We start from the raw sequence: 20822 nt of genomic DNA, 5'->3' as shown, positions 1-20822 counted from the left end.
TACCAAAAAGCTGGTCGGGAGAAATCCGAAGATTCCTCTCAACCAGCTTTCATTTTGGAGACTTATGTCACAGCCTCTTCTTGCGCTCCGAACATCTATAGTCAAAACATGTGACAAAAGACAGTCAACTCCGCTTAACCCCGATAGACAAACAATCCAAGATCAGGATTAGCCGTCTATCGACGTTAATGCTCATTGACTAACCACCCTTTGTCACACTTTCATCTTGTCCGACGATCTTTAACCCACCAATAGACGGCCGGAAAGACACCCGCGAGAATCAGAAAGATCCTGAGCACAAAGTCCGTCCCCCAACGGGTGAGCCAACTTTCCTTTCCGGAAGCGTCCCCGATTCGGCTAACGCCCATCCGACCGGTATTCGCATAATTTGAGCCCATCCGCAAAGCCTTCTGTTCTGAATCTTCTTGTGAACGGCTTAGTCGTTTGGCAAAATCGGGGGCCTGCTTGAAGTCCCCCGATAGGCGTCGATACGCCCAGGGAAAAATAACCAGATAACTCAGAATCAGATAGACCAACCACCAGGATAGACTGAAATCAAACCTTCCAGCCCGCAAGTTAAAGGTACTAATGGCTAGAATCAAAATGGCACGACACCCTTTAGGTAGGCTTTTAACATAGTTTTGCGAGCAACCTCCACTTGATCGCAAAACAGGGTCAATTCAACATTGCCCCTGCTCATTGACTGTTTATTTTACCTACTTCTCGTAGGTCTTGATTAAGCCTTGGGTCCCGTCATTGCCGAGATCATCGTCATCGACCATGGCCTCGTACAATAACTTCGCCTGCTTGGTTGCCGGCAGATCCAAGTTCATGCGATCCGCCTCTTGTAAGGCAATCCGTAAGTCCTTCAGGAAATGCTTGGCAAAGAAGCCTGGCGTGTAGTCACCCTTTAAAATGCGTGGGGCATAGTTGTCCATGCTCCAGTTATCGGCACTGCCACTGGCCAGCGTTTCCAGGACGGCTGGTAAATCCAAGCCGGCCGCCTTCGCGTAGACCAGCATTTCCGTCATCCCGGTCATCGTTCCGGCAATCATAATCTGATTGGCCATCTTGGTATGCTGACCCTTGCCGGCATCACCGAAGTACGCCACCCGTTGACCCACTTGGTTGAAGACTGGCAGTACTTGATCATAGGCCGCCTTGTCGCCACCGACCATCACGGTCAACGTGGCATTCTTGGCACCGACATCCCCACCGGAGACGGGAGCGTCTAAGGCCAGCACATCGTGGTCATGGGCCAGCTGGGCTAATTTAACCGCTAATGCGGGGGTACTGGTGGTCATATCCACCACAATACTCCCATCCTGGATACCTGCAAAGACCCCATGCTGCCCGGTGTAAACTTCCTCGACATCACGCGGATAGCCGACCATCGACATAATCAGCTGACTCTGCTCAGCCACGGTCTGTGGTGAATCCGCCCAGGTTGCCCCAGCATCCAACACGGTCTGCGCATGGGCCTTCGTCCGATTGTAAACCACCACCGACTGACCAGCCTTCAACAAGTTCATCACAATTCCGGTGCCCATCACACCGGTCCCGATAAATCCAATTTGCATAAGCGGTGCCTCCTTTATAACTTACGTCTATCATACCACGGGCCACGGGAAACCAGTGCCCGCCCACCAATAAAAAAAGGACCCGTGATTCACTCACAGATCCCTTGACTTAGTTTCAACTCTATTCAGTTAAAACGTTGTTATTTATCATTTTCAGTTGCCGGTTTGTCTTCAGTGTCCTTGGCACGACGCCGCTTACGTACCACATGAATAATCAACGTCAGGACAATAGCTCCGAGCACAATTAAACCAAACAGAGTCGCTGGAAGTTCGATGTCGATTGCTGGAATCGAGATGAATAGCTTCACCGCAATCAAACCGATCAGGATGTAAGCCATCGGTTCCAATTCTGGAATCCGTTGCATCAACTTCATAATAACCTCAGCGACACCCCGCATTGCCAAGATCCCAATCAGGCCCCCGATCAACACGATCACGGGGTTACTGGAGATAGCTAGTGACGCCAGAACGGAGTCGATGGAGAAGATGATATCCATCATTTCAATTTGCAGAACGACCGACCAGAATAGGGGTAAAATTCGTTTTTTCTTCTCGCTCACCAGTTTTCGCGTGTGGGTGACGCGGGTCTTACTGAAGAATTGGAAGACTAGAAAGGCCAGGTACAGTGCCCCCACAACCTTGATCTCCCAGAAGTTAATCAGGTAGGTCCCCAGTCCAATAATGATGAACCGGAAGATGTAGGCTCCCCAGATCCCATAGAACAAAGATTCTTCTCGTTGTTTCTGCGTAGGTAGCGACTGCGTCTGAGCGGCCAGAACCACCGCATTGTCCACCGATAACAAACATTCAATTAATACTAACGAAAAAATAATTAACCAGTCATCCCCGGAAGTGATCACGGTTTCCCAATTATGAACAGAAAAGAATGGCCCGTATAATTGACCAAGAAAATGTAACAACGCTTGGTTCAGCTCCTTAATTAACATATTTATTTTTGGCTAGTGTACCATACACCCCCATGACTTGCACGGTATTCATTGCTTAGGGGCCGCCATTAATTAACGATTTAATAAGAAAAAACGATTCATTCATAATTTAAAACGTTTAAAACTTTACCAAATTGCGACGCGTCTGTTACACAACGGCAATAAAAACGCGTTAGTATGAGAGGTAATTTAAGGGAAATGGATGATAAATTTGAAAAAGTATTTGTGGATTGTTGCTGGACTGTCTCTCCTGGTTGGTGCAGTCGCACCCGTTGAAGTTGCTCATGCCAAAAGTTATTTGACCATTACCAAGACGAAGAATACCGATTACAATGCCCGGTTTTTCAACCAGAAAGCCCGTAACGACGGCATCTACTACTATGGCCCCTATTACACCAAGCACTCCGCTAAGACGCGTGATGCCAGCGGTAAGAATTGGCAACATCGTTTCGTTCGAGTTAGCCAAACGGTCACACTGTCAAACGGCGCGCAATTTGCCAAGTTCTCTTGGTATGGTAAAACCATTGGGTGGGTAGACGTCAAGGCCCTCCAAAAGTACAGTCGGTCACAGAAGATCGCGACTTTCTTGAATCATGCTAACTTTCAAGGCAGTGCCATGGTTTTCAACAACTTTACGAAGGGAGCCAGCCACGTTAGCGTCGGCTACGCCAATGCTGATAAGAAGATCCTGAACTCGACGAATTCGCTCTACCCCACGGCTTCCTTACAGAAGGTCATGACCGGAGCCCTCATCGAACAGCTGGCGGCCAGCGGTAAACTCTCCATGAATACCAAATTGAGTGCCTACTACCCTTCCGTTCGGAACAGTAATAGCATCACGATCCGGCAACTCTTGAACCACCGTTCCGGAATCGACATGGATGAAACGACGCCTAGCAAAGTCTTGTCCTCACAGAATTCTGAAATCAACTACACCCTCGACCAAATGAAGGTCGCCGGGAACAACAATTATAATTACACCAACGCCAACTACGTGTTACTGGCGGGCATTGCTTCCAAGGTTACCGGTAAGGACTACAACACCCTGGTTTCCCAACGCATCGTGAAGCCTTTAGGCTTGAAACACACCTATGCTTGGAACCAGTTGCCAAGTAACGCCCAGGTGGCCGCCGGTTATCAGTACAATAATGGTAAGGCCAACCAACCTGGGGCCGTCTCCACGAAAATGATGTCGTCGCTTTTGGGTGCCGGGAACTACTACACCACCCCAGAAGACTACTACGCCATTCAAAAGGGAATTCGTAACGGGAAGATCCTGACTAAGAACCAATACTATGACCTGATGAATGATTACCACTATTCCTATGCAGGTGGCCTGTACCACCTGACAGGTAGCATCAAACGCGTTCGGGGTGTCCTGAGTGGCAGCGGCTACGAAGCCATTCTCTACGGCACCGAAGGCAATCGTCAAGGGGTCGTGCTCTTCGCCAACCAACGGCCAACCCGCTCGATCAATGATTTGGCTCAGAACCTCTACGATGTCGCGCGTTACTGCAACGAAAACTAACGATTCTACGAAAAAAGCAGCCGATAAATTCGGCTGCTTTTTCATTTGGTTACGTGTCATATTCATTTAAATTATACGTCGCAATCAAATTGGTTAATTTCTTGGCATACTTGGGATCCGTCGCGTAGCCATTTCGCTGGAGGAGCTTGGCTGCCGTGGGATAGTCCGTCACCGTTTGCTTGAAGTAATCGCGTTTGAGCAACGCATCGTGATCCAAGATTGCCGCCGTCAATGTCGGATAATCCCGAAAATTCGCGTTTATCGAAATCTTCTTGTTATTCACATATTCCGTGGTCGGAAAGCTCTTGGTACGGCCTTCGTAGCTTCCCTTGACTCCAAACGGATTATTTGCCTGGAGAAAGAGGGCCGAGGTGCCCCAACTAGACTCAAGAATGGCCTGGGCGATCACAATGCTAGGAAGAACCTGGCCGTTTTGACGATAGACGCGCACCGCCGGCTTGGCCATCTTCTTAATAAATTTCTGTTGGCTCGCCGACTCATGGGAACTCGCGCCCGTCTCAGTTTGCGTCATCGTTTGGTCTTGCATTTCCGTCTTGATCTTGCCGCGAACTAGCAACCCACCGCCCAGAACCAAGAGGACCATGACAAAGATCCACGTGGCCGTCGCCGGACTTGCGGTCTTCTTTCGTCGTCTTTTTCGTCGTTTAGGCACCCTCGTCCCTCCAATCTCAGTTATAATGTTCTCAATTATAACGATCTTTCCTGTTAAAACATTAAAATTTGTGAACTCTCAAAAAAACTTAAGCTTTAGAAGGGGTGGCTCATGTTAGGTGACCTAATCATCTTTATTCTTGTCGTGGTCGGTCTGACCACCTGGTGGCAGCCCCAGGGACTGTTTAGTGCCGCGATCACCGTTATTGGTGGCGGCCTCATCACGGGGCTGGCCTATCGCAGCTATGGCTGGGGCGCCCAATTGCTCGCTGGCATTGGCACCATCTGCATTGGTTTCATCGGTTTGTGGGGCCTGCTAACCCTCCTGTTGATTGCCATCCGGCCCCAGCTCATTGTCCGCAAACGCGAACGTCTCTCGTTGGGGATGAGTCTAGGCATCTGGGGGTGGTTATTACTGAGCATTGGCTGGATCTGGGCCTTAGGGACCGGTCACTTTACTGGCACGCTCTGGCCTTGGCTAACTTTTATCCCTGCACTGAGTGCTTATCTCGGTCTACTCTTCGCGGCGAGTGTCGTAGGCTATCTACGGGTCGTCATCTGGCATGCTCGCCGCGCCGATACCCTGGTGGTCCTAGGTGCTGGTCTCATCAACGGCCACCACATCGGCCGCGTTCTCGCGGCTCGACTTGACACTGCCCTGCATTTTGCTCGGCAGCAAGCACATCCCGTCACCATAATCGTCAGCGGTGGCCAAGGCCCCGATGAGGATCTGACCGAAGCCGCGGCGATGGCGGCTTACTTGCGAAACCACCACTTTCCCGCAGCCGCGATTCACCTAGAGTCAGCCGCGTCCAACACACAAGCCAACCTCGCCAACAGCCTCGCTATTTGGCAGCGGTTGCCCCATCACGGCGGTCGCGTGGTGGTCATCACCAATGGTTACCATTTGTTTCGAACCCGGCGGCTAGCCCGGCACATGGGGCTCAATGTCGGGAGTATTCCTGCACCAACACCCCTGGACTATGTGCCTATCGGCTTTGCTCGTGAGTTCATGGCTATTCTGGTAAGCAACTGGCACTTCCATTGGCTGATAGCCTTGGGTTTGCTAGTAGCGAACTTGATCTGGTTGCTCATTTAACGACGTCACTTTTAAGGTGTTCGCCACCGGGTAGAACTTCGGCTCGGTAGCCGTGAGCATCGCCGGCGTCAGTCGTAGCTGCACCACATCCAGTCGATTGTAGGGCTGAAAGTAGTAGGTCAACGACTCACAACTCGTGGCCGCTCGATAGACGGAATACGTCGGTCGATACTGATGACTCTGGGGCACCGTGACACTATTTAGCAGGTGCCAAGCACTGATGATGCCTGCCGCCTCATCATCCGGGAAATCCACCCGTTCCTTATAGTAAGCGGCCCGCACAAATCGGCCACCGGGCGTAAAAGATCCACTGGGAACGGGCTTGCCGGAGAACTTACCGGTCGTGACTCGCGGCGTGTCACGGGGGACGGCGCCCGCCAAGAAGTCATCGGTATAGGTGACATACTGACCCAATCGCGCCAGCTGGACGTCAAAGTCTTTACTATTGGTGACCACGCCTAAAGGATTCTCTCGAATCTTCATAGGAAAGTGCGTGGGTTCAATGACCACGGTCCGACCAGTTCGGTCAACCACGGCAAAGTGCAGTTCCGCATCCCCAATTGGATTGACTGCGAACTGGCGACTCATGAGTTCAATCTCGGACAGATGTGCTTCGATCTCGGCCACCGAACAGAAGTTAGCTAACAAATAATAGGAAAATTCATAGGGCGCTAGGTGAATTTTCCCCGGCGTTGGCTGATCGACCAGCTGAGACCCGTTAGCAAACGTTAACTTCTGCACACTCAGCCCACGCTCATTGACGCCATCGGAGACGTCGATCTCATGATGATGGGCACCGCCACCGCCGATCATGGCATAACGACTGGTGTGCCAGCGATTGTCGAACACACTCTGCCACCGAAAGTTTCGTGGCACGAAGACGGGCTGAACTGCCAAGCGGTGCCAATCCATCGTTCGCGCCAGGATGTGGCGACCATCGCGCGTCAACTGTAAGATACTGGTACACATGCCAAACACCCTCCCTGAATAATTAATTTAGATCGTTAATTCAGTTTACGTGAAAAATTAAACCGATTCAATCAATTGCCTTACTCTGGCCGATCTGCGACCAAAAAGGCTTGAAACCGCCGATCGATCTCCCGTTGTCGGGGACCTTCGGCTAGGCCGAGAGTCTGAGTGGCGGCGGTAATCTTTAGGTAGGCAAAGAGAATTTCACTTTGGTCCTTGCCATAACGTGTCGCTAACTGCGTCGCAAACGCATAGCGGTCAGCGGTTAGGAGTGGTGCAAACGGGCTTTGATAGGGCCGATGATGTTTAGCCATTAGAAGTCACTTTCCTTCACTTGTATTTGGAATCAGATCCTTTACTTTACCCGCTTTACGGCCAGAGTCAACGAAAGACATCCTTACGTCTTTTTTAAACTTTCTTAAATAACCAGGAAAACGGCCCGTTCTGCCGTCGATATGGTAAAATTAACATTGAACTGCACCCTGCTTGCACGGCGGGAAATTGATTACATAGAGAGGACTCAGATTACATATGCAAGAACGGATAAGAAAGCTTCACCACAACCGGATTTTTGCACTCGTATTCTGGCTAATCGTGGTCTTTGCGGCAATTGTTACCCTGCCAAATATCAAGACCATCATTCAGTATGACGGCCAACCACAATTAGCAAATACGAGTCAGCCCGTAAAGGCATCCCAGATTAAGAACAATTGGGGACGTAACTTAGATGGGACCTACACCGTTAACGCGGTCTTCAACAATCCCGATGGTGTGCTGACAAATAAGCAACTGGCTTCGGTCAATAAGACCGTTTCGAGTTTGCAACAGAAGTCAAGCTACTACGGCATCAAGAAGATTACCACGATGACCAACACGCCAACCAGCAAGCCACAACTTTTCTCCAAGGATAAATCCACGGAAATTGTGCAATTGGCTGTTAGCCGGAACCAAGGCACGGTTCGCCAGATGGCGAGTCAGCTGAAGTCAGCCGTGACCACCGTTGGCCTCACAACCTACGTCACCAGCCCAGAAATTGTCAGTGATGCGGCCAATGAACATATTTCTTCATTTACCCTCATTGTTATTCTCATGACCTTACTAATCGCCTTAGTTGCGATGGGAATTCTCTTCGCCTCAGTGATTGCGCCAATTATTACGTTCCTTGCTATTTTAATCAGTTATGTAACGACGCTCTCACTCGCGACTAACCTGGCCTACCACTGGAACTTCGCGTACTCCGAATACACGCCAATCTTCTTGTTGATGGGTATTAGCCTCTTCACCCTGTTAACCAGCTTCTGGTTCTACAGAGAGTTGCGGCAACTCGTCGACGAAGGGATGGCGAGTCAAGAAGCCACTTCGACCGTCATCTACAACTTGGGTTACCGGGTTCTAATCAGTACCTTGAGCTTGACGATTGCCTTTGGGAGCCTCATGTTCTTCGACTTCTCATCAATTCGTGCACTGGGAGTTCTCGGGATTGGCTTTGCCATCACCGGAATTGCCAGCTTAAGCCTCACCCCAATCTTTACGGGGATGCTTGGTGAAAGTCTCTTCTGGCCCAAGAAGACTCGACCACAGCTCAAGGATCACCGCCTCTGGGGTCACTTAGCTAAGTTTGGCCTCTGGCAACCTTGGATTGCCGTGGCTGCCGTACTCTACTTGATCGTACCGTTGACGGTCGGTCATCAACAACTCAACTACAACAACACCCAGGATATTCCCAATAACCAAGCCGTGCAGGGTGCTCGGGTCTTAAGTGCGCACTTCGGTCAAGGGCAAGCCACTCCGGTGACGCTCTACATTCAATCGAACCAACGCCTAGACAATCAGAACCAATTATTCCAATTGGACAATTTAACCAAGAAACTCAAGGCTCAACCGGGCGTGGCTTCCGTCACCTCAGTAACTCAGCCTGGTGGTCAACCAATCACGCAATACTACGTGTCTAACCAACTGACTTCCCTGAGTGAAAACCTCACGGGCATCGTTGGACGACTGGGAACGGTCCGCAACGACTTGCAGTCCGACCAATCCAACTTGAAACAAAAGACGTTGAACGCCGAAGTCAAACGCTTAAACTCGTTGGCCGGTCAAACGTCAACGTTGATGAGTGACAGCAGTTCTCTGCAAACCTCCTTACAGGCGGCGTTGAACCGTTCAAATGCTTCTGGAAGTAGCAAGACTTCAGCCCGGATCACCCAGTACATTAATCAGCTAAACCAAGTTAATTCTGAATTAAATAGTGCGCTGAGTTCCTTGAGTAGCTTGTCTTCTGCGGTCAGCACCACCAACACCGACGTGACAACTGCTCACAGTAATCTCAGCAACTATGCTGCTTCTCTCAAGGCGGTCAACAAGAGCCTGAAGAGTTCGAAGAAGCAGGTTGCTTCGATGCAAAAGTCATTGAATCAGATTTACCTCTACCTTGGGGGCTTACAAACTTCCGAGGCGGCCAAGTCGCTTTACCTATCACCGGCTCAGATTTCCAGTGGCGATTTCCAACAGTCTCTGGTCAACTACACCGATGCTAAGGTTAAGACCACGTACCTGACCATCACCTTGAAGCAGGAACCAAACGCCAAGACGACCACGGCTACACTCAAACAATTGAAGCAAGTCGCTCAGAGTCAGCTTCGGGGCACGTCCCTCTCCAAGGCAACCTTGACCTTCAGTGGCCAACCGGCTGTCGCCAGCACCATTCAATCTCAATATCAACATGACTTCCCACGGGTTCTCCTGCTCATTGCGGGAATCACGCTGTTACTCTTGATCCTCTTCAGCCGTTCCGTCCTGCAATCCAGCTACTGGTTCCTGACGTTTATCGCCTCAACCGCTGCTGGTTACCAACTGACGCAACTCCTGATGAAATGGTTAACCGGTAACAACGAGTTCAACTGGCAAGTGCCACTGTTGAGCTTCGTGCCACTGACAGTATTAGCCGTCGTTGAGCTCACACAGCTCGCACTGAGTTACCGCCTCAATGATGCCCCACTGTTAGATTGGCTGCTCCCAGGGATTCATGAAGTTGGTCAAACCATGCGGCACTCGCTGTTTATTGTCATTGCCGGTGTCTTGGGACTCCTAGCCGCAGAATCACAGACTTTAACCGCTGTGGCTCTGATTACCATCTTCACCGCAATCATCTTCAATCTGGCCCTACCATTGATGGCCTCCTCATTCGGGAAGCTGTCCGTGATTATTCCAGGACAAAAACCTATTCAGTTCCGCCACAAGAAGCGCGCTGACCGGCCAACACCAGATGATCGTCAAGATCAAGACTAGTCATTAATGATTTTAAAAAGCACCGTAACCAGATAAAACTGGCTACGGTGCTTTCTTGTATGCTGTTTAAATTTAAGCGACTTTCGTGGTACGTCCTTGACGATGCAGGAGTCGCCAACCGGTAATGCCCGTCGCGATCAGACAGATAATCAGGGCAACCATAAAGGCCACGTGCATCCCGTCAATGAAGACTTGTGGTTGTTTTGGCAGGTAGGCCGTCACCCGATGCCCAGCATAATGGCCCATTGCGGAAAAGAGCACGGTTGTGGCCACAGAAATGCCGATAATCATGCCCAGTTCTCGCGCCAAGGCATTGATGCCCCCAGCAACTCCCAGGTCTTTCACGGGCACAGAACTCATCACAATCGTGTTATTCGGAGCCATGAAGATCCCGTTACCGAAACCAACCAGACCAATGAAACCCATGAAGACCCACAACGGTGTCGCTAAGCTGGCAAACATGTAGCCCACTTGGCTAACTGAGATCAAGACCAAGCCAACAAACGTCAATAACTCTGGTCCAATTCGATCGGAGATCGCCCCCGCGATGGGAGCCACGACGACCTGCACGATTGGGAAGGTCATCAGGGCATAGCCGGCGTAGTTAGCGGCCATCCCCCGAGCATTTTCCAAATAGAATGGCGCAATCACGTTAAAGAAGAAGTTGGCCACAAAGATTAAGAAAGCACAGAGAATACTAATAGTGAACCGTTTATTCTTAAAGAGTTTCAACGCTAGAATTGGATCGTCGGCCTTGAGTTCCCAACGAACAAAGACCACGATTGCCACCAGTCCAACGGCGAAGAGTCCCCAGATAACGGGCTGATTAAACCCAATCTCTTGCCCCACGAAAACACCAGCAAAAATGCTCACCATGATTAGACCGAATAACCCTGCCCCACGGCCGTCGATGGCGGCCTTAGTTACGGTAATATCTCGCGGCAAGATTCGTTGACCGATGAACAACGCCATAATGCCAATGGGCACGTTAATCCAGAAAATGTACCCCCAGCTAAGATGCGCCAAGATAATGCCACCAACCCCAGGGCCCGCAATACTGCCGAGCGCCACGAAGGACCCGATCATTCCCAAGGCTCGCCCACGTTCATTAAAGGGAAAGACTTCGGTAATGATTCCACTGTTCGTCGCCATGGTCATAGCAGCCCCAATGGCTTGAATTGCTCGGGCAACCAACAGAAAGGGCAGCCCCACACTAAACCCACAGAGCAACGACCCAACGGTGAACATCACCGACCCGATCTTAAAGATACGAATTTTACCACGAGTATCGCCCAATTTGCCAAATAATAGCAATAACGCACAAATGGTAATCAGGTAAACCGACACGACCCATTCTGCTTGGTTCATCGGAATCTTCAAATCCTGACTCATGACCGGCAACGCAATGTTTACGATACTCCCATCCAGTGTCGACATGAAGGTAAAGAGGCACACGGCAATCAGAATCCACCACCGATGCTTTTGAATCTGCGGGTCTGCCGCAAAATTTTTCACTGCCATACTTATGATCTCCTATAGCTTAGCTAATTTTGTTACGAGCAACAGGGACCACGAACAGCCCGTCAAACTGTTCGTGGTCCAGAGTCGTCATTCTTATCAAGTCTGCCGATCGTCCCCCGACCGCTCAGTAAACTTTTATTCAGCAGTCTCATCCGTCAGGCGTTGCGCCTCACCGTTCGGTAATAACCGATAGGTCACAGGACCGTCGTCTGGTACCAGCGCCATCAGTGTTTGGTGCTCATCAAAGGCCCCCAGGTTCAAGGCCATCTGACCATCAAGATTGGCCAGTCCCTGCATCCCCGTTGAAATAAACCGGTGAATGTATTTCACGCGTTGCTCACGGGCCGTGGCTTGCTGTTCCGCGGCAGTCAGTGTGAACCCCATATCCAAGAAATGTTTCATCATCGACACCTTAATAAAGGTCTTGAACGTGTAAACCCGGGCCTGTTGGCCATCCGTCCGTTCCTGCGAAGTGATGAATCCCTTCTTCTCCCAGTACCGTAATTGCCGAGCCGAAACTCCGGTCATCGTCCCCAATTCCCCAATTCGAAAGACTAACCGATGAAAATCAAATGTTTCGCGTACTTGTTTCGTAAATTCTGCCATCCGGATCCCCACTTCCCCTGTCAACTTAGTTACCATTCATGTTAGATTTTACCAATATTACGCGTTATTTTACAAGATTTCAGCAAAAGTAATGAATTGTTTAAGACATTTAACGGGCTTGCAACTTTCTTGTTACACGTTTGTCACATTACATTGGTAGGCTTGTACTTGTAATAATTCATGAGGAGTTGTTTATAGGAATGAAGAAAGTTGTCAAAACGATTGCCGCGTTAGCCTTACTGGTTGTTGGTTTCTTCGCACTGACCATGTCCACTTCCACTACCGCTTCCGCCGCTTCAAACAAGTCATACAACCAAATTTACAAGGTTGCCAAGTCACATTTAGGTGCTCGTTACGTTTACGGTGCTACTGGTCCTTCCGCATTTGATTGCTCTGGGTTCACCAGTTACATCTACAAGAAGGGTGCTAAGACCACGCTTCCACGGACTGCTCAAGCACAATACAACCATTACAAGCACGTGAGCTACAAGCACATCAAGAAGGGTGACTTAGTCTTCTTCGGTTGGAGTAAGGGATCTATCTCTCACGTTGGGATGTACATTGGTAAGGGTAAGATGATCGATGCCCAAAACCGTGGTGTGGTTCGCGAAGCTGTTCACGCTCCATGGTGGCACGCTGTTGGTTACGCCCGTGTGACAACTGACTAGTTTCAAATTTCCTCATGAATGACTGAACGTTATAAATGAAGCGTCACCGGTAAGCATTTGGCTTACGGTGACGCTTTTCTGATCCGATAGAAAAACGCTTCGCTACTGATTATAGTAGCGAGGCGTCGTCAATTTACTTATTAGGCCCCGTAACGCATGGTTTGATGCGTGATCCCGGCCTCCTGAAAGGTTGTTCCGACCGGTTCAAAACCGAGCTCTTTGTAGAAATTGATTGCCGTTTCCTGAGCATCGAGCTCCACGCCACGAACTTCGGAACGCTGCGCATCGGCAATGATCTGTTTGATCAGTGCCCCGGCATAGCCTTGGTGGCGAGCCACCTTGACCGTCGCTACCCGCTGGATTTTGACGCGGTTGCCTGCCAGCATATCAATTCTGGCCGTTGTCACGGGGCGGTCATCAACATAGCCGACGTAGTGCATCTTATCCTCGTCAGCACCGTCTAACTCAATCTCGGGGTCAATCCCCTGTTCATCGATAAAGACCGCCTCACGAATTCCTAGTGCGTCCTCATAGCAAGGCGTTGCGATTCCCCAAGCATGTTTACACTCCATTAAGCCACCCTCATTTCTCATCTTTTTCGTTGTAACTCAGAACCGTAATCCCATCGGCCGTCAGCCGCAACTTGGTCAGACTCCCATTGGCGGGTCGGATGCTCAGGTCGTAGCGCCCCTGACCATAGCGTTCCATCAAGCTCAGTAACGTGTTCCCGTGACTGATCAAGAGAACGTTATCGCCGTCGTGAACGGCCGGATTGGCTAGGATCGTGGCAAAGCCGCGATCCACTCGCGTCCAATACTCTTGGTTATCCTCCGCCTGATGGAAGGGATCGGCCGCCTTCAGGAAATCCTTGGCCTTCCCAATCGAGTACTTTTCTTCAATTGCTTTAAACGTTGGCGTCCCATGAGGTGCCCCGGCAACGTACCAGGCCTGTGCCATGTCTGTCCCCTCATAATACCCGTAGAACTCCTCACGAAACTCCGGCAAGGCCGTCAGACGGGCCGCCGGTTGTGACTGGTTGGCCGCTAAGATCGTGTCTGCCGTCTGTTCGGCTCGTGTGGTATCGCTACAATACGCCGCAACAAAGGGGACATTGGCTAAACGTTGACCGGCTGCCTTAGCATCCGCAATACCATTTTCCGTCAGCGGCGAGTTACTCCACCCTTGTAATTTATTATAAATGTTAAAATAGGTCTGGCCGTGGCGAACCACGTAGAGCGTGACTTGCTTATCCATAACGCCTTCACACCTTTCATCACATCAACTGCTTCTTATCTTAACTCTATTCTACCAAAGATGTGGTCGGCCGCGTTAAGCATTTTAAGTGCCCTTAAACTTTTCCTAAAGTTGCTCAGGCACGCCCCCTTTTACAAGATTCTTTGCTAGGATGAAGAGCGGACCTTGATGATCGCACGACGATCTTTCTATGGTAAACTGGAACTACTTATTTAGACACGAAGGAGCGAAATATTTTGGAACGTCTCAAACAACTATGGGCCAGAACGGGGACCCGCATGGGCTTTGTCAGCCTGATGGTCATCCTATTCTGGTTAAAAACGCTGGTCGCTTACTTCGTTGACTTTAAACTAAACCTGAGCGACCCGTTTCAATTTTTAATTGTGCTCCTCAATCCTATCGCGACGACCATTCTGCTGTTTGGCCTCGCCCTTTATTTTAAACGGGCACGTTTCTTTTACCCGTTTCTCTTTCTGATTGATATCCTTAATACCCTGCTACTCTACATCAACGTCATCTACTTCCGTGAGTTCACGGACTTCATGACCGTGAGCACCATGTTGGGGTATTCCAAGGTTGACCAAGGACTCTCTGGCAGTTCGCTGGCTCTGACCTCCCCTCACGACGTGCTGTATTGGCTGGACCTGGTGGTTATCCTGGTGCTTCTTGCCGTCCGGCGGATCCGCATCGATCCTCGGCCCGTCAACAAGCGCGTTGGCCTGGCCGTCACCTCGGTGGCCTTTCTAGCCTTCACGGTCAACCTGTCACTGGGCGAAATGGACCGGCCACAACTCCTGACGCGGACCTTCGACCGAACTTACGTGGTCAAGTACCTTGGACTCGACGCCTTCACCGTTTACGACGGCATCAAGTCTGGCCATACCAGTGAGCTGCGGGCGACCGCTAAGAAGTCCGAACTCGATGGCATTCTCAAATACATTCATAAGAATTACGCGGCTCCCGATAAACAACTCTATGGTGTAGCCAAGAAGAAAAATGTTATTATCATTCACTTGGAAAGTTTCCAACAATTTTTGATTAATAAGAAGATTAATGGTCAAGAAGTTACGCCGTTCTTGAACAAACTCTATAAGAGCAAGTCCACCTACAGCTTCGATAACTTCTTCCATGAAGTCGGGCAAGGGAAGACGTCCGATGCCGAAACCATGCTGGAGACTGGGACCTATGGCCTACCACAAGGATCGCTGTTTACCCAATTAGGGAATGACAACACCTTCCAGGCCTCTCCCGCCATCTTCGATCAGGCGGGCTACTCGACCGCTGTCTTCCACGGTAACGTGGGGAGCTTCTGGAACCGGAATAACACCTACAAGAACCTCGGTTATCAGTACTTCTTCGACGCCAGCTATTATGACACCTCGGGTGACAAATCCTTGGGTTATGGCTTGAAGGATAAGCTCCTCTTCAATGACTCCGTCAAATACCTGGAACACTTACAACAACCGTTCTACGTCAAGTACCTAACCGTCAGCAACCACTTCCCGTTCACCCTGGATAGTGAAGATTCGTCATTTAAGACGCCCGATACTGGGGATAAAACGGTGGATAACTACTTCAAGACCGCCAATTACCTCGACCAATCCATCAAGGAATTTTACGACTACCTGAATAAGTCTGGTTTGGCCAAGAACTCACTAGTGATGCTTTACGGGGACCACTACGGAATCTCTAATTCTTCGAATAAGAGTCTCGCCAAGGTCTTAGACGTCGATCCCGACGACTGGGACGATTATGACAATGCCCAACTTCAACGGGTTCCGCTCATGTTTAACATGCCCGGATACAAGCACGGCAAGGTTGAACACACCTATGGTGGCGAAGTCGACGTCTTACCGACGCTACTCCATCTGATGGGGATGAGTTCCAAACAGTATCTGCAGTTTGGGACCGACCTCTTCTCTAAAGAACATAACCAGGTCGTCGCCTTCCGTAATCGTGACTGGGTCAGCCCCGACTACACGTCGATTGATGGAACGATTTATAGCAACAAGACCCAACAGGAAATCCATCCCACGGGTAAGCTCAAAGAAAAGTTGGAAAAGATGCAAGACCAGGTCAACCAAGGCCTGTCCGACTCCGATTCACTGAACCAAAAGAACCTTCTACGGTTCTACAACCCTAAGGGCTTCAAGGCAGTGGATCCTTCCGATTACAACTACGCTAATGGCCTCACCAAGGCCGAAAAGCTCGAGAAGTCCCTGGGACTCAAGTCAACCAGTATCTTCTCCAGAGACGGCGACAAGTCCACTCAAGGCCTCTACCGCACGGATGCACCGGAACTGAACCATAAGGAAACGGATTCTAACCGAATCAAGATTACCAATCAGGATGATACTAGTGGCAAATAACAGAGTGCGCGCCCAGGCGTTTAGCTGGTGAGCATTAACGGCGATAGCCAGACAATCCCGCACTTGGATTGTTTGGCTATCGGTGTTAAGCGGAACCGGCTGCCTGGTCGCACACGTTTCGACACTCTAAACCCAAGCACCCCAAAAGGTGGCCTGCTAACCCGCACGGCCACCTTTTCTATACCCAAGTTTTCTCATCAATCTAAAGAAGCTGACCAATTCCCACGAGGGTTAATTGGTCAGCTTCCTTTAATTTTTAAGCCTTTATCAGGACTGTTTCGGCGTCAGGGAGGTACTATGAATAGGACCACGGCGATCTGGAAATTCGCGATCCATAATCGCCTGGATGGCTAGTGGCGCTTCACCATAGCCCACAGCAATCAAGGGTTGCTTGCCGGGATACGTGGCCCCATCGCCAATGGCATAGATGCCAGGAACACTGGTCATCATTTGGCGATCGACACAAATCAAGTGGCGATCCTGCTCGAAGTCCACGTCCCAGGCATCCAGCGCCCGGTGGTCGGCGATGAACCCGTAACTCACGACAACATCATCAACCACCTGTTGTAAGAGGTCACCAGCGCCCCCCACAGGTTTCAAGGTTACCGTGACCTCGCCGGTTGCCGTGGCTGCCAATTCCTTAATCAAATAGGGAGTCACCACCTGCACACTCGAAGCGTGCAGCCGATCCACCATATGCGGAAGTCCTCTGAATTGGGCTCGTCGGTGAATCAGGGTGACGGACTTGGCCACACTGGCTAACATCAAAGCCGAGTCGATGGCGGCATCCCCGCCTCCAGCAATCAGCACTCGCCGATCGCGGAAGCGTTCTAGGTCAGGCACGCTATAGAAGAGGTGCTGGCCGGTGAGCTCAGTGGCTCCGGGCACCTTAAGCGGCCGCGGCGTGAATGCGCCATTGCCGACGGCGACAACCACGGCTTTGGTCTGACTGCTTCCCTTGGGAGTGGTCACCAGAAATCCCGTGTCATTCGGTGTGACGTTGCTGACTGCTTCACCCGTCTTCAGGGTTAATGGAAATTGCGTTAGCTGTTCTCGCTGGGCGTGAATCAGATCCTTACCGGCGATACTCGGAACCCCAGCAATATCTAAAATTGTTTTCTCGGGGTACAGGGCATTCACCTGGCCACCCAGTTCACTCAGGCTTTCAATGACTTGTGTGTGCGCGTTGTGCATGCCAGCATAGAAGGCCGCAAACATCCCTACCGGACCGCCACCAATAATCGTAATATCATAATTTTCAATCAATTCTCTTCACTCCATTTCGACGCCTTTAAAGGAGGTCTTACTCTTGAAACATCGTCGTGGCCTCATTATCTTTCTCACAACTTGTCTGACACTCGGTGTCCTGGGTTGGGCCTGGCAGACTCGTCAACGCGCCTTAACTAACTTGCGCGTCCCTCAGACCCACACCGCGACCCTTTTTCTGCCGGGAAACAGTGGTGGCTGGCTATCTCTACGGGGAATGGTCACCAGTCTCGATCGGCCTCATCTCGGTCACTACAGCCTGACAGCCCGCGTAACCGTAAACGGTCGGGTCAGCTGGCGGCAACACGCCCCCGTCTCAACTAACCTCCTGGTGCCCGTCCTCTTTAAAGACAACACCCACTCCCGTAAAGAAGCCCGGCAACTCGTGACCGTCCTTCAGCAACTCCACGACCGCTATGGCATCACCCACGTCAACATGGTCGGGCATTCCTCGGGAGGAACCATCGCCTATGACTATCTAAATCAGACGCAACATGCGCCCGTCACGGTTTATCGCCTTATTTGTATTGGTGCCGATTTTCCGGGACGCCAGCCACTCAGACAACGTGAACCGCAACTTCACATTTTGAACCTAGCGGGAGCCATTGGTAGCCTCGATAACGACAGTGAGGTGCCCGTAGACACCACGACACCCCTGAAACAGCTGGTTGCTGGACAAGTAGCCAGCTATCGTTTCAAGGTGCTTAGAGGGCCTATCTGGCAGACACAGCACTCCCTGCTTCACGAGAATCCGGCAATCGACCGCTTAATGATTCGCTTCCTCTATCCGCCGAGTTGACTACTCTTTAGAATCCGTTGCCCCTGTAGTGTCCGCGCTTCACGTAGCCCTGCATTGATGAGCACGAAGATCGCGAGCCAGCCGATTGCAATCAGAACCCACTGTTGGAGATAGAGAATATCCAACACGTTAAATGGCGCATTCCAGTCCCAGCCGGAGTGTAGCGCGATTGCCAGCAAATAGAACCTTAGGAACTTGGGGGCAACCATATTGCTCCCAGTGACGGGTTGGTGCCGCTCCTTAGCCAAAATGATGGCAGCCCCCATGATAGCCGACCAGATCGTATGGGTCCCGATGGCTTGCCAACTACGCATGAGTAACGTCACCAGGCCATATTGACCGGTGTATCCAGCAGTCTCAAAGACCGCAAACCCGGCCCCAATTGCCGCTCCGACGAGCAGGCCATTGAAAATGTAATTTAATTTAAACCGATTCACAAAATAGGCAATAATTAACATCTTCGCCGTTTCCTCGATAAACCCAACGATGACTGCCGATTCCCACGAGGTCCCATTTCCAGAAGGAATCAAGGAATAGAGGATCATCGTGGCCACCAGCGACAAGATACCCCCGACCAAGAAGACCGTCATCAGTTGATAGACGGAAATATTTCGAAAAACGTTAATTTCAAAAAACATGATCAACAGTGAGAATGGCACCGTTAGCGACCCAATAAAGATCATCCCTGGCACCGCGTTATTACTGCGAAAGCCGAGGAATAATAGGGCTAATAACACGAAGCTAACGCCCAGAACACTAAAGACCCGCGAAAAAAGCCACGGCTTGACGGGGGCCGCCGAGACCGCCTCCAGCGATGGTGTGGTCGTTCGGGTTCCTACGATAAACAACGACTCGGCATCGTCCAGATCGTGATGCTTAAATACGGCGGAAAACATCGAAAATAAATGAATTTCCACAACTTTATTTTCCCCCGTCCACTCGTTCATTTCCTTGGTTGCATCATCCAGTAAATGATTGTGGTACTCGAAATGCCGTTTTGCCGGCTTTACTGACTCCTTATCAGCCATACACAGTCCCCCCTAAACGGTTTAGGTGTGGCGCGATTCGTTTCTTAAACCTGAATCCTATCTTACCCTGAACGACGAATCGCTTCAACATCTAATGGTTCGGAGGTTGCTAAATGTAAACAGTTACATTATAGTTGTAGTAGGCGACCCGCCAACTATAGCTGAAAGAGGAGATAAATATATCATGGCAAAACGCAAAATGATTTTAGACCTAGATACTGGGATTGACGATTCACTCGCAATCGCATACGCATTAGGTGCTCCAGATGTAGACTTAATTGGGATTATTGGTTCCTATGGGAACGTTGTTGTTGAAGCTGGTGGCCAAAACTCTTTGAAGATTTTGGAATTACTCGGCCACACTGACATTCCTGTCTACCTGGGCGAAAGCCATTCTTCAACTAGTGATCACTTTGACCGGATGCAAGTTAGTGCCGATATCCATGGTGAAAACGGGATTGGTCAAGTCGAATTGCCTGAACCAAAGCGCGCCATTGAAAAAGAATCTGGTGTTGACTTCTTAATCGAAGCTGCCCACAAATATGGTAAGGACTTAACCTTGGTTCCTACTGGTCCAATGACTAACTTAGCCGCTGCCCTCAAGAAGGCTCCTGAAATCGCCAATGAAATTGGGAACATGACCTTTATGGGTGGTGCCTTGACTGTTCCAGGTAACGTAACGGCCTATGCCGAAGCCAACATCAACCAAGATGCTGAAGCCGCAAACGCCGTCTTGACTAGCCCAATGCACTCAACGATGGTTGGTTTGGACGTTACCTTACGGACCCTCTTAACTAAGAAGGAAACCCAACAATGGCGTGATTTAGGTACCGAAGCCGGTGAAAAGTTTGCCGACATCGTAGACTACTACATCCAAGCTTATGTTGACGTTAACGACAACCTCGGTGGCTGTGCTTTGCATGACCCACTGGCAGTCGGTGTTGCCCTCGACCCTAGCTTCGTTACGACTATCGACTTGAACATGGTCGTTAACTACAACAAGGAAACTTACGGTCGGACTATCGGTGACGATAACCGTCTGAATGAACCTACTAACGTTAAAGTTTCCGTTGCCGTTGACAAGGATCGTTACTTGAAGACCTTTATGGAATACTTAACCGCATTATTCAAAAAGAACTAAATCTTAACTCTTTGGCTCTCTGTCAAATCCTGTTGATAGATAGTTTTACAGAACTAGAAGCTAAGCGGCTTCTAGTTCTGTTTTTGTATT

At 50.2% G+C, this 20822-nt stretch carries 19 protein-coding genes; 7 read left to right on the top strand and 12 right to left on the bottom strand.

Going from position 1 to position 20822, the window contains the following annotated elements:
- Positions 1–221: 221 nt before the first annotated feature.
- The 3 genes from EKM70_RS09895 to EKM70_RS09885 form a co-directional block, all read right to left on the bottom strand.
- Complete coding sequence (locus EKM70_RS09895; RefSeq protein WP_225416427.1) at positions 222–602, bottom strand: hypothetical protein; 381 nt, start codon at positions 600–602, stop codon at positions 222–224.
- Positions 603–716: 114 nt separating this feature from the next.
- Complete coding sequence (locus tag EKM70_RS09890) at positions 717–1580, bottom strand: NAD(P)-dependent oxidoreductase (protein WP_125547467.1); 864 nt, start codon at positions 1578–1580, stop codon at positions 717–719.
- Positions 1581–1720: 140 nt separating this feature from the next.
- On the bottom strand, positions 1721–2527 hold the full coding sequence (locus EKM70_RS09885; protein WP_225416426.1) for a TerC family protein: 807 nt from the start codon (positions 2525–2527) through the stop codon (positions 1721–1723).
- Between the two features lie 211 nt (positions 2528–2738).
- Here EKM70_RS09885 and EKM70_RS09880 point away from each other — a divergent pair, with 211 nt between their 5' ends.
- Positions 2739–4055 carry a class A beta-lactamase-related serine hydrolase gene (locus tag EKM70_RS09880; protein ID WP_225416425.1) on the top strand — a complete coding sequence of 439 codons (1317 nt, stop codon included), beginning with the start codon at positions 2739–2741 and terminating at the stop codon, positions 4053–4055.
- A 49-nt stretch (positions 4056–4104) separates the two neighbouring features.
- On the opposite strand, the gene EKM70_RS09875 is transcribed toward EKM70_RS09880, so the two are convergent.
- Positions 4105–4728 carry a glycoside hydrolase family 73 protein gene (locus EKM70_RS09875; RefSeq protein ID WP_125547463.1) on the bottom strand — a complete coding sequence of 208 codons (624 nt, stop codon included), beginning with the start codon at positions 4726–4728 and terminating at the stop codon, positions 4105–4107.
- A 111-nt stretch (positions 4729–4839) separates the two neighbouring features.
- On the opposite strand from EKM70_RS09875, the gene EKM70_RS09870 reads away from it, so the two are divergent.
- Positions 4840–5826, top strand: coding sequence for a YdcF family protein (locus tag EKM70_RS09870; protein WP_125547461.1), 987 nt, complete (start codon positions 4840–4842; stop codon positions 5824–5826).
- Here the strand turns inward: EKM70_RS09870 and EKM70_RS09865 are convergent.
- Together EKM70_RS09865 and EKM70_RS09860 are read right to left on the bottom strand one after the other, a co-directional pair.
- Positions 5794–6795, bottom strand: coding sequence for a linear amide C-N hydrolase (locus EKM70_RS09865; RefSeq protein WP_125547459.1), 1002 nt, complete (start codon positions 6793–6795; stop codon positions 5794–5796). The two genes, EKM70_RS09870 and EKM70_RS09865, sit on opposite strands and share 33 nt — an antisense overlap.
- Positions 6796–6875: 80 nt before the next feature.
- Positions 6876–7109, bottom strand: a complete 234-nt coding sequence (locus EKM70_RS09860; RefSeq protein WP_125547457.1) for a hypothetical protein — start codon at positions 7107–7109, stop codon at positions 6876–6878.
- Positions 7110–7326: 217 nt separating this feature from the next.
- Here EKM70_RS09860 and EKM70_RS09855 point away from each other — a divergent pair, with 217 nt between their 5' ends.
- Positions 7327–10080, top strand: a complete 2754-nt coding sequence (locus tag EKM70_RS09855; protein ID WP_125547455.1) for an MMPL family transporter — start codon at positions 7327–7329, stop codon at positions 10078–10080.
- Between the two features lie 72 nt (positions 10081–10152).
- On the opposite strand, the gene EKM70_RS09850 is transcribed toward EKM70_RS09855, so the two are convergent.
- Positions 10153–11601, bottom strand: coding sequence for an MFS transporter (locus tag EKM70_RS09850; RefSeq protein ID WP_125547453.1), 1449 nt, complete (start codon positions 11599–11601; stop codon positions 10153–10155).
- Between the two features lie 135 nt (positions 11602–11736).
- Complete coding sequence (locus EKM70_RS09845; protein ID WP_225416424.1) at positions 11737–12243, bottom strand: MerR family transcriptional regulator; 507 nt, start codon at positions 12241–12243, stop codon at positions 11737–11739.
- Between the two features lie 164 nt (positions 12244–12407).
- Between EKM70_RS09845 and EKM70_RS09840 the strand changes: the two genes are divergently transcribed.
- Positions 12408–12875: a C40 family peptidase gene (locus EKM70_RS09840; RefSeq protein ID WP_125547452.1), complete on the top strand. Its 468-nt coding sequence runs from the start codon at positions 12408–12410 to the stop codon at positions 12873–12875.
- Between the two features lie 140 nt (positions 12876–13015).
- On the opposite strand, the gene EKM70_RS09835 is transcribed toward EKM70_RS09840, so the two are convergent.
- Both EKM70_RS09835 and EKM70_RS09830 read right to left on the bottom strand, forming a co-directional pair.
- A complete protein-coding gene (locus EKM70_RS09835) occupies positions 13016–13447 on the bottom strand; it encodes a GNAT family N-acetyltransferase (RefSeq protein ID WP_125547450.1) in 432 nt (143 codons plus the stop codon).
- A gap of 10 nt (positions 13448–13457) precedes the next feature.
- Positions 13458–14129: a histidine phosphatase family protein gene (locus EKM70_RS09830; RefSeq protein ID WP_125547447.1), complete on the bottom strand. Its 672-nt coding sequence runs from the start codon at positions 14127–14129 to the stop codon at positions 13458–13460.
- Positions 14130–14407: 278 nt separating this feature from the next.
- Here EKM70_RS09830 and EKM70_RS09825 point away from each other — a divergent pair, with 278 nt between their 5' ends.
- A complete protein-coding gene (locus EKM70_RS09825) occupies positions 14408–16498 on the top strand; it encodes an LTA synthase family protein (protein ID WP_125547469.1) in 2091 nt (696 codons plus the stop codon).
- Between the two features lie 267 nt (positions 16499–16765).
- Here EKM70_RS09825 and EKM70_RS09820 read toward each other — a convergent pair whose 3' ends face one another.
- Positions 16766–17764 (bottom strand): NAD(P)/FAD-dependent oxidoreductase, encoded by a 999-nt coding sequence (locus EKM70_RS09820; RefSeq protein ID WP_125547445.1) that lies wholly within the window; start codon positions 17762–17764, stop codon positions 16766–16768.
- Positions 17765–17807: 43 nt separating this feature from the next.
- Here EKM70_RS09820 and EKM70_RS09815 point away from each other — a divergent pair, with 43 nt between their 5' ends.
- Positions 17808–18563 carry an alpha/beta hydrolase gene (locus EKM70_RS09815; RefSeq protein WP_125547444.1) on the top strand — a complete coding sequence of 252 codons (756 nt, stop codon included), beginning with the start codon at positions 17808–17810 and terminating at the stop codon, positions 18561–18563.
- On the opposite strand, the gene EKM70_RS09810 is transcribed toward EKM70_RS09815, so the two are convergent.
- Positions 18548–19591, bottom strand: coding sequence for a PrsW family intramembrane metalloprotease (locus EKM70_RS09810; protein WP_125547442.1), 1044 nt, complete (start codon positions 19589–19591; stop codon positions 18548–18550). The two genes, EKM70_RS09815 and EKM70_RS09810, sit on opposite strands and share 16 nt — an antisense overlap.
- 184 nt (positions 19592–19775) lie before the next feature.
- Between EKM70_RS09810 and EKM70_RS09805 the strand changes: the two genes are divergently transcribed.
- Positions 19776–20732: a nucleoside hydrolase gene (locus tag EKM70_RS09805; RefSeq protein ID WP_125547440.1), complete on the top strand. Its 957-nt coding sequence runs from the start codon at positions 19776–19778 to the stop codon at positions 20730–20732.
- Positions 20733–20822: the final 90 nt, after the last annotated feature.

This window comes from Levilactobacillus lindianensis, assembly GCF_003946095.1.
GTDB lineage: Bacteria > Bacillota > Bacilli > Lactobacillales > Lactobacillaceae > Levilactobacillus > Levilactobacillus lindianensis.
This window is presented reverse-complemented; position numbering and strand designations above follow the sequence as displayed.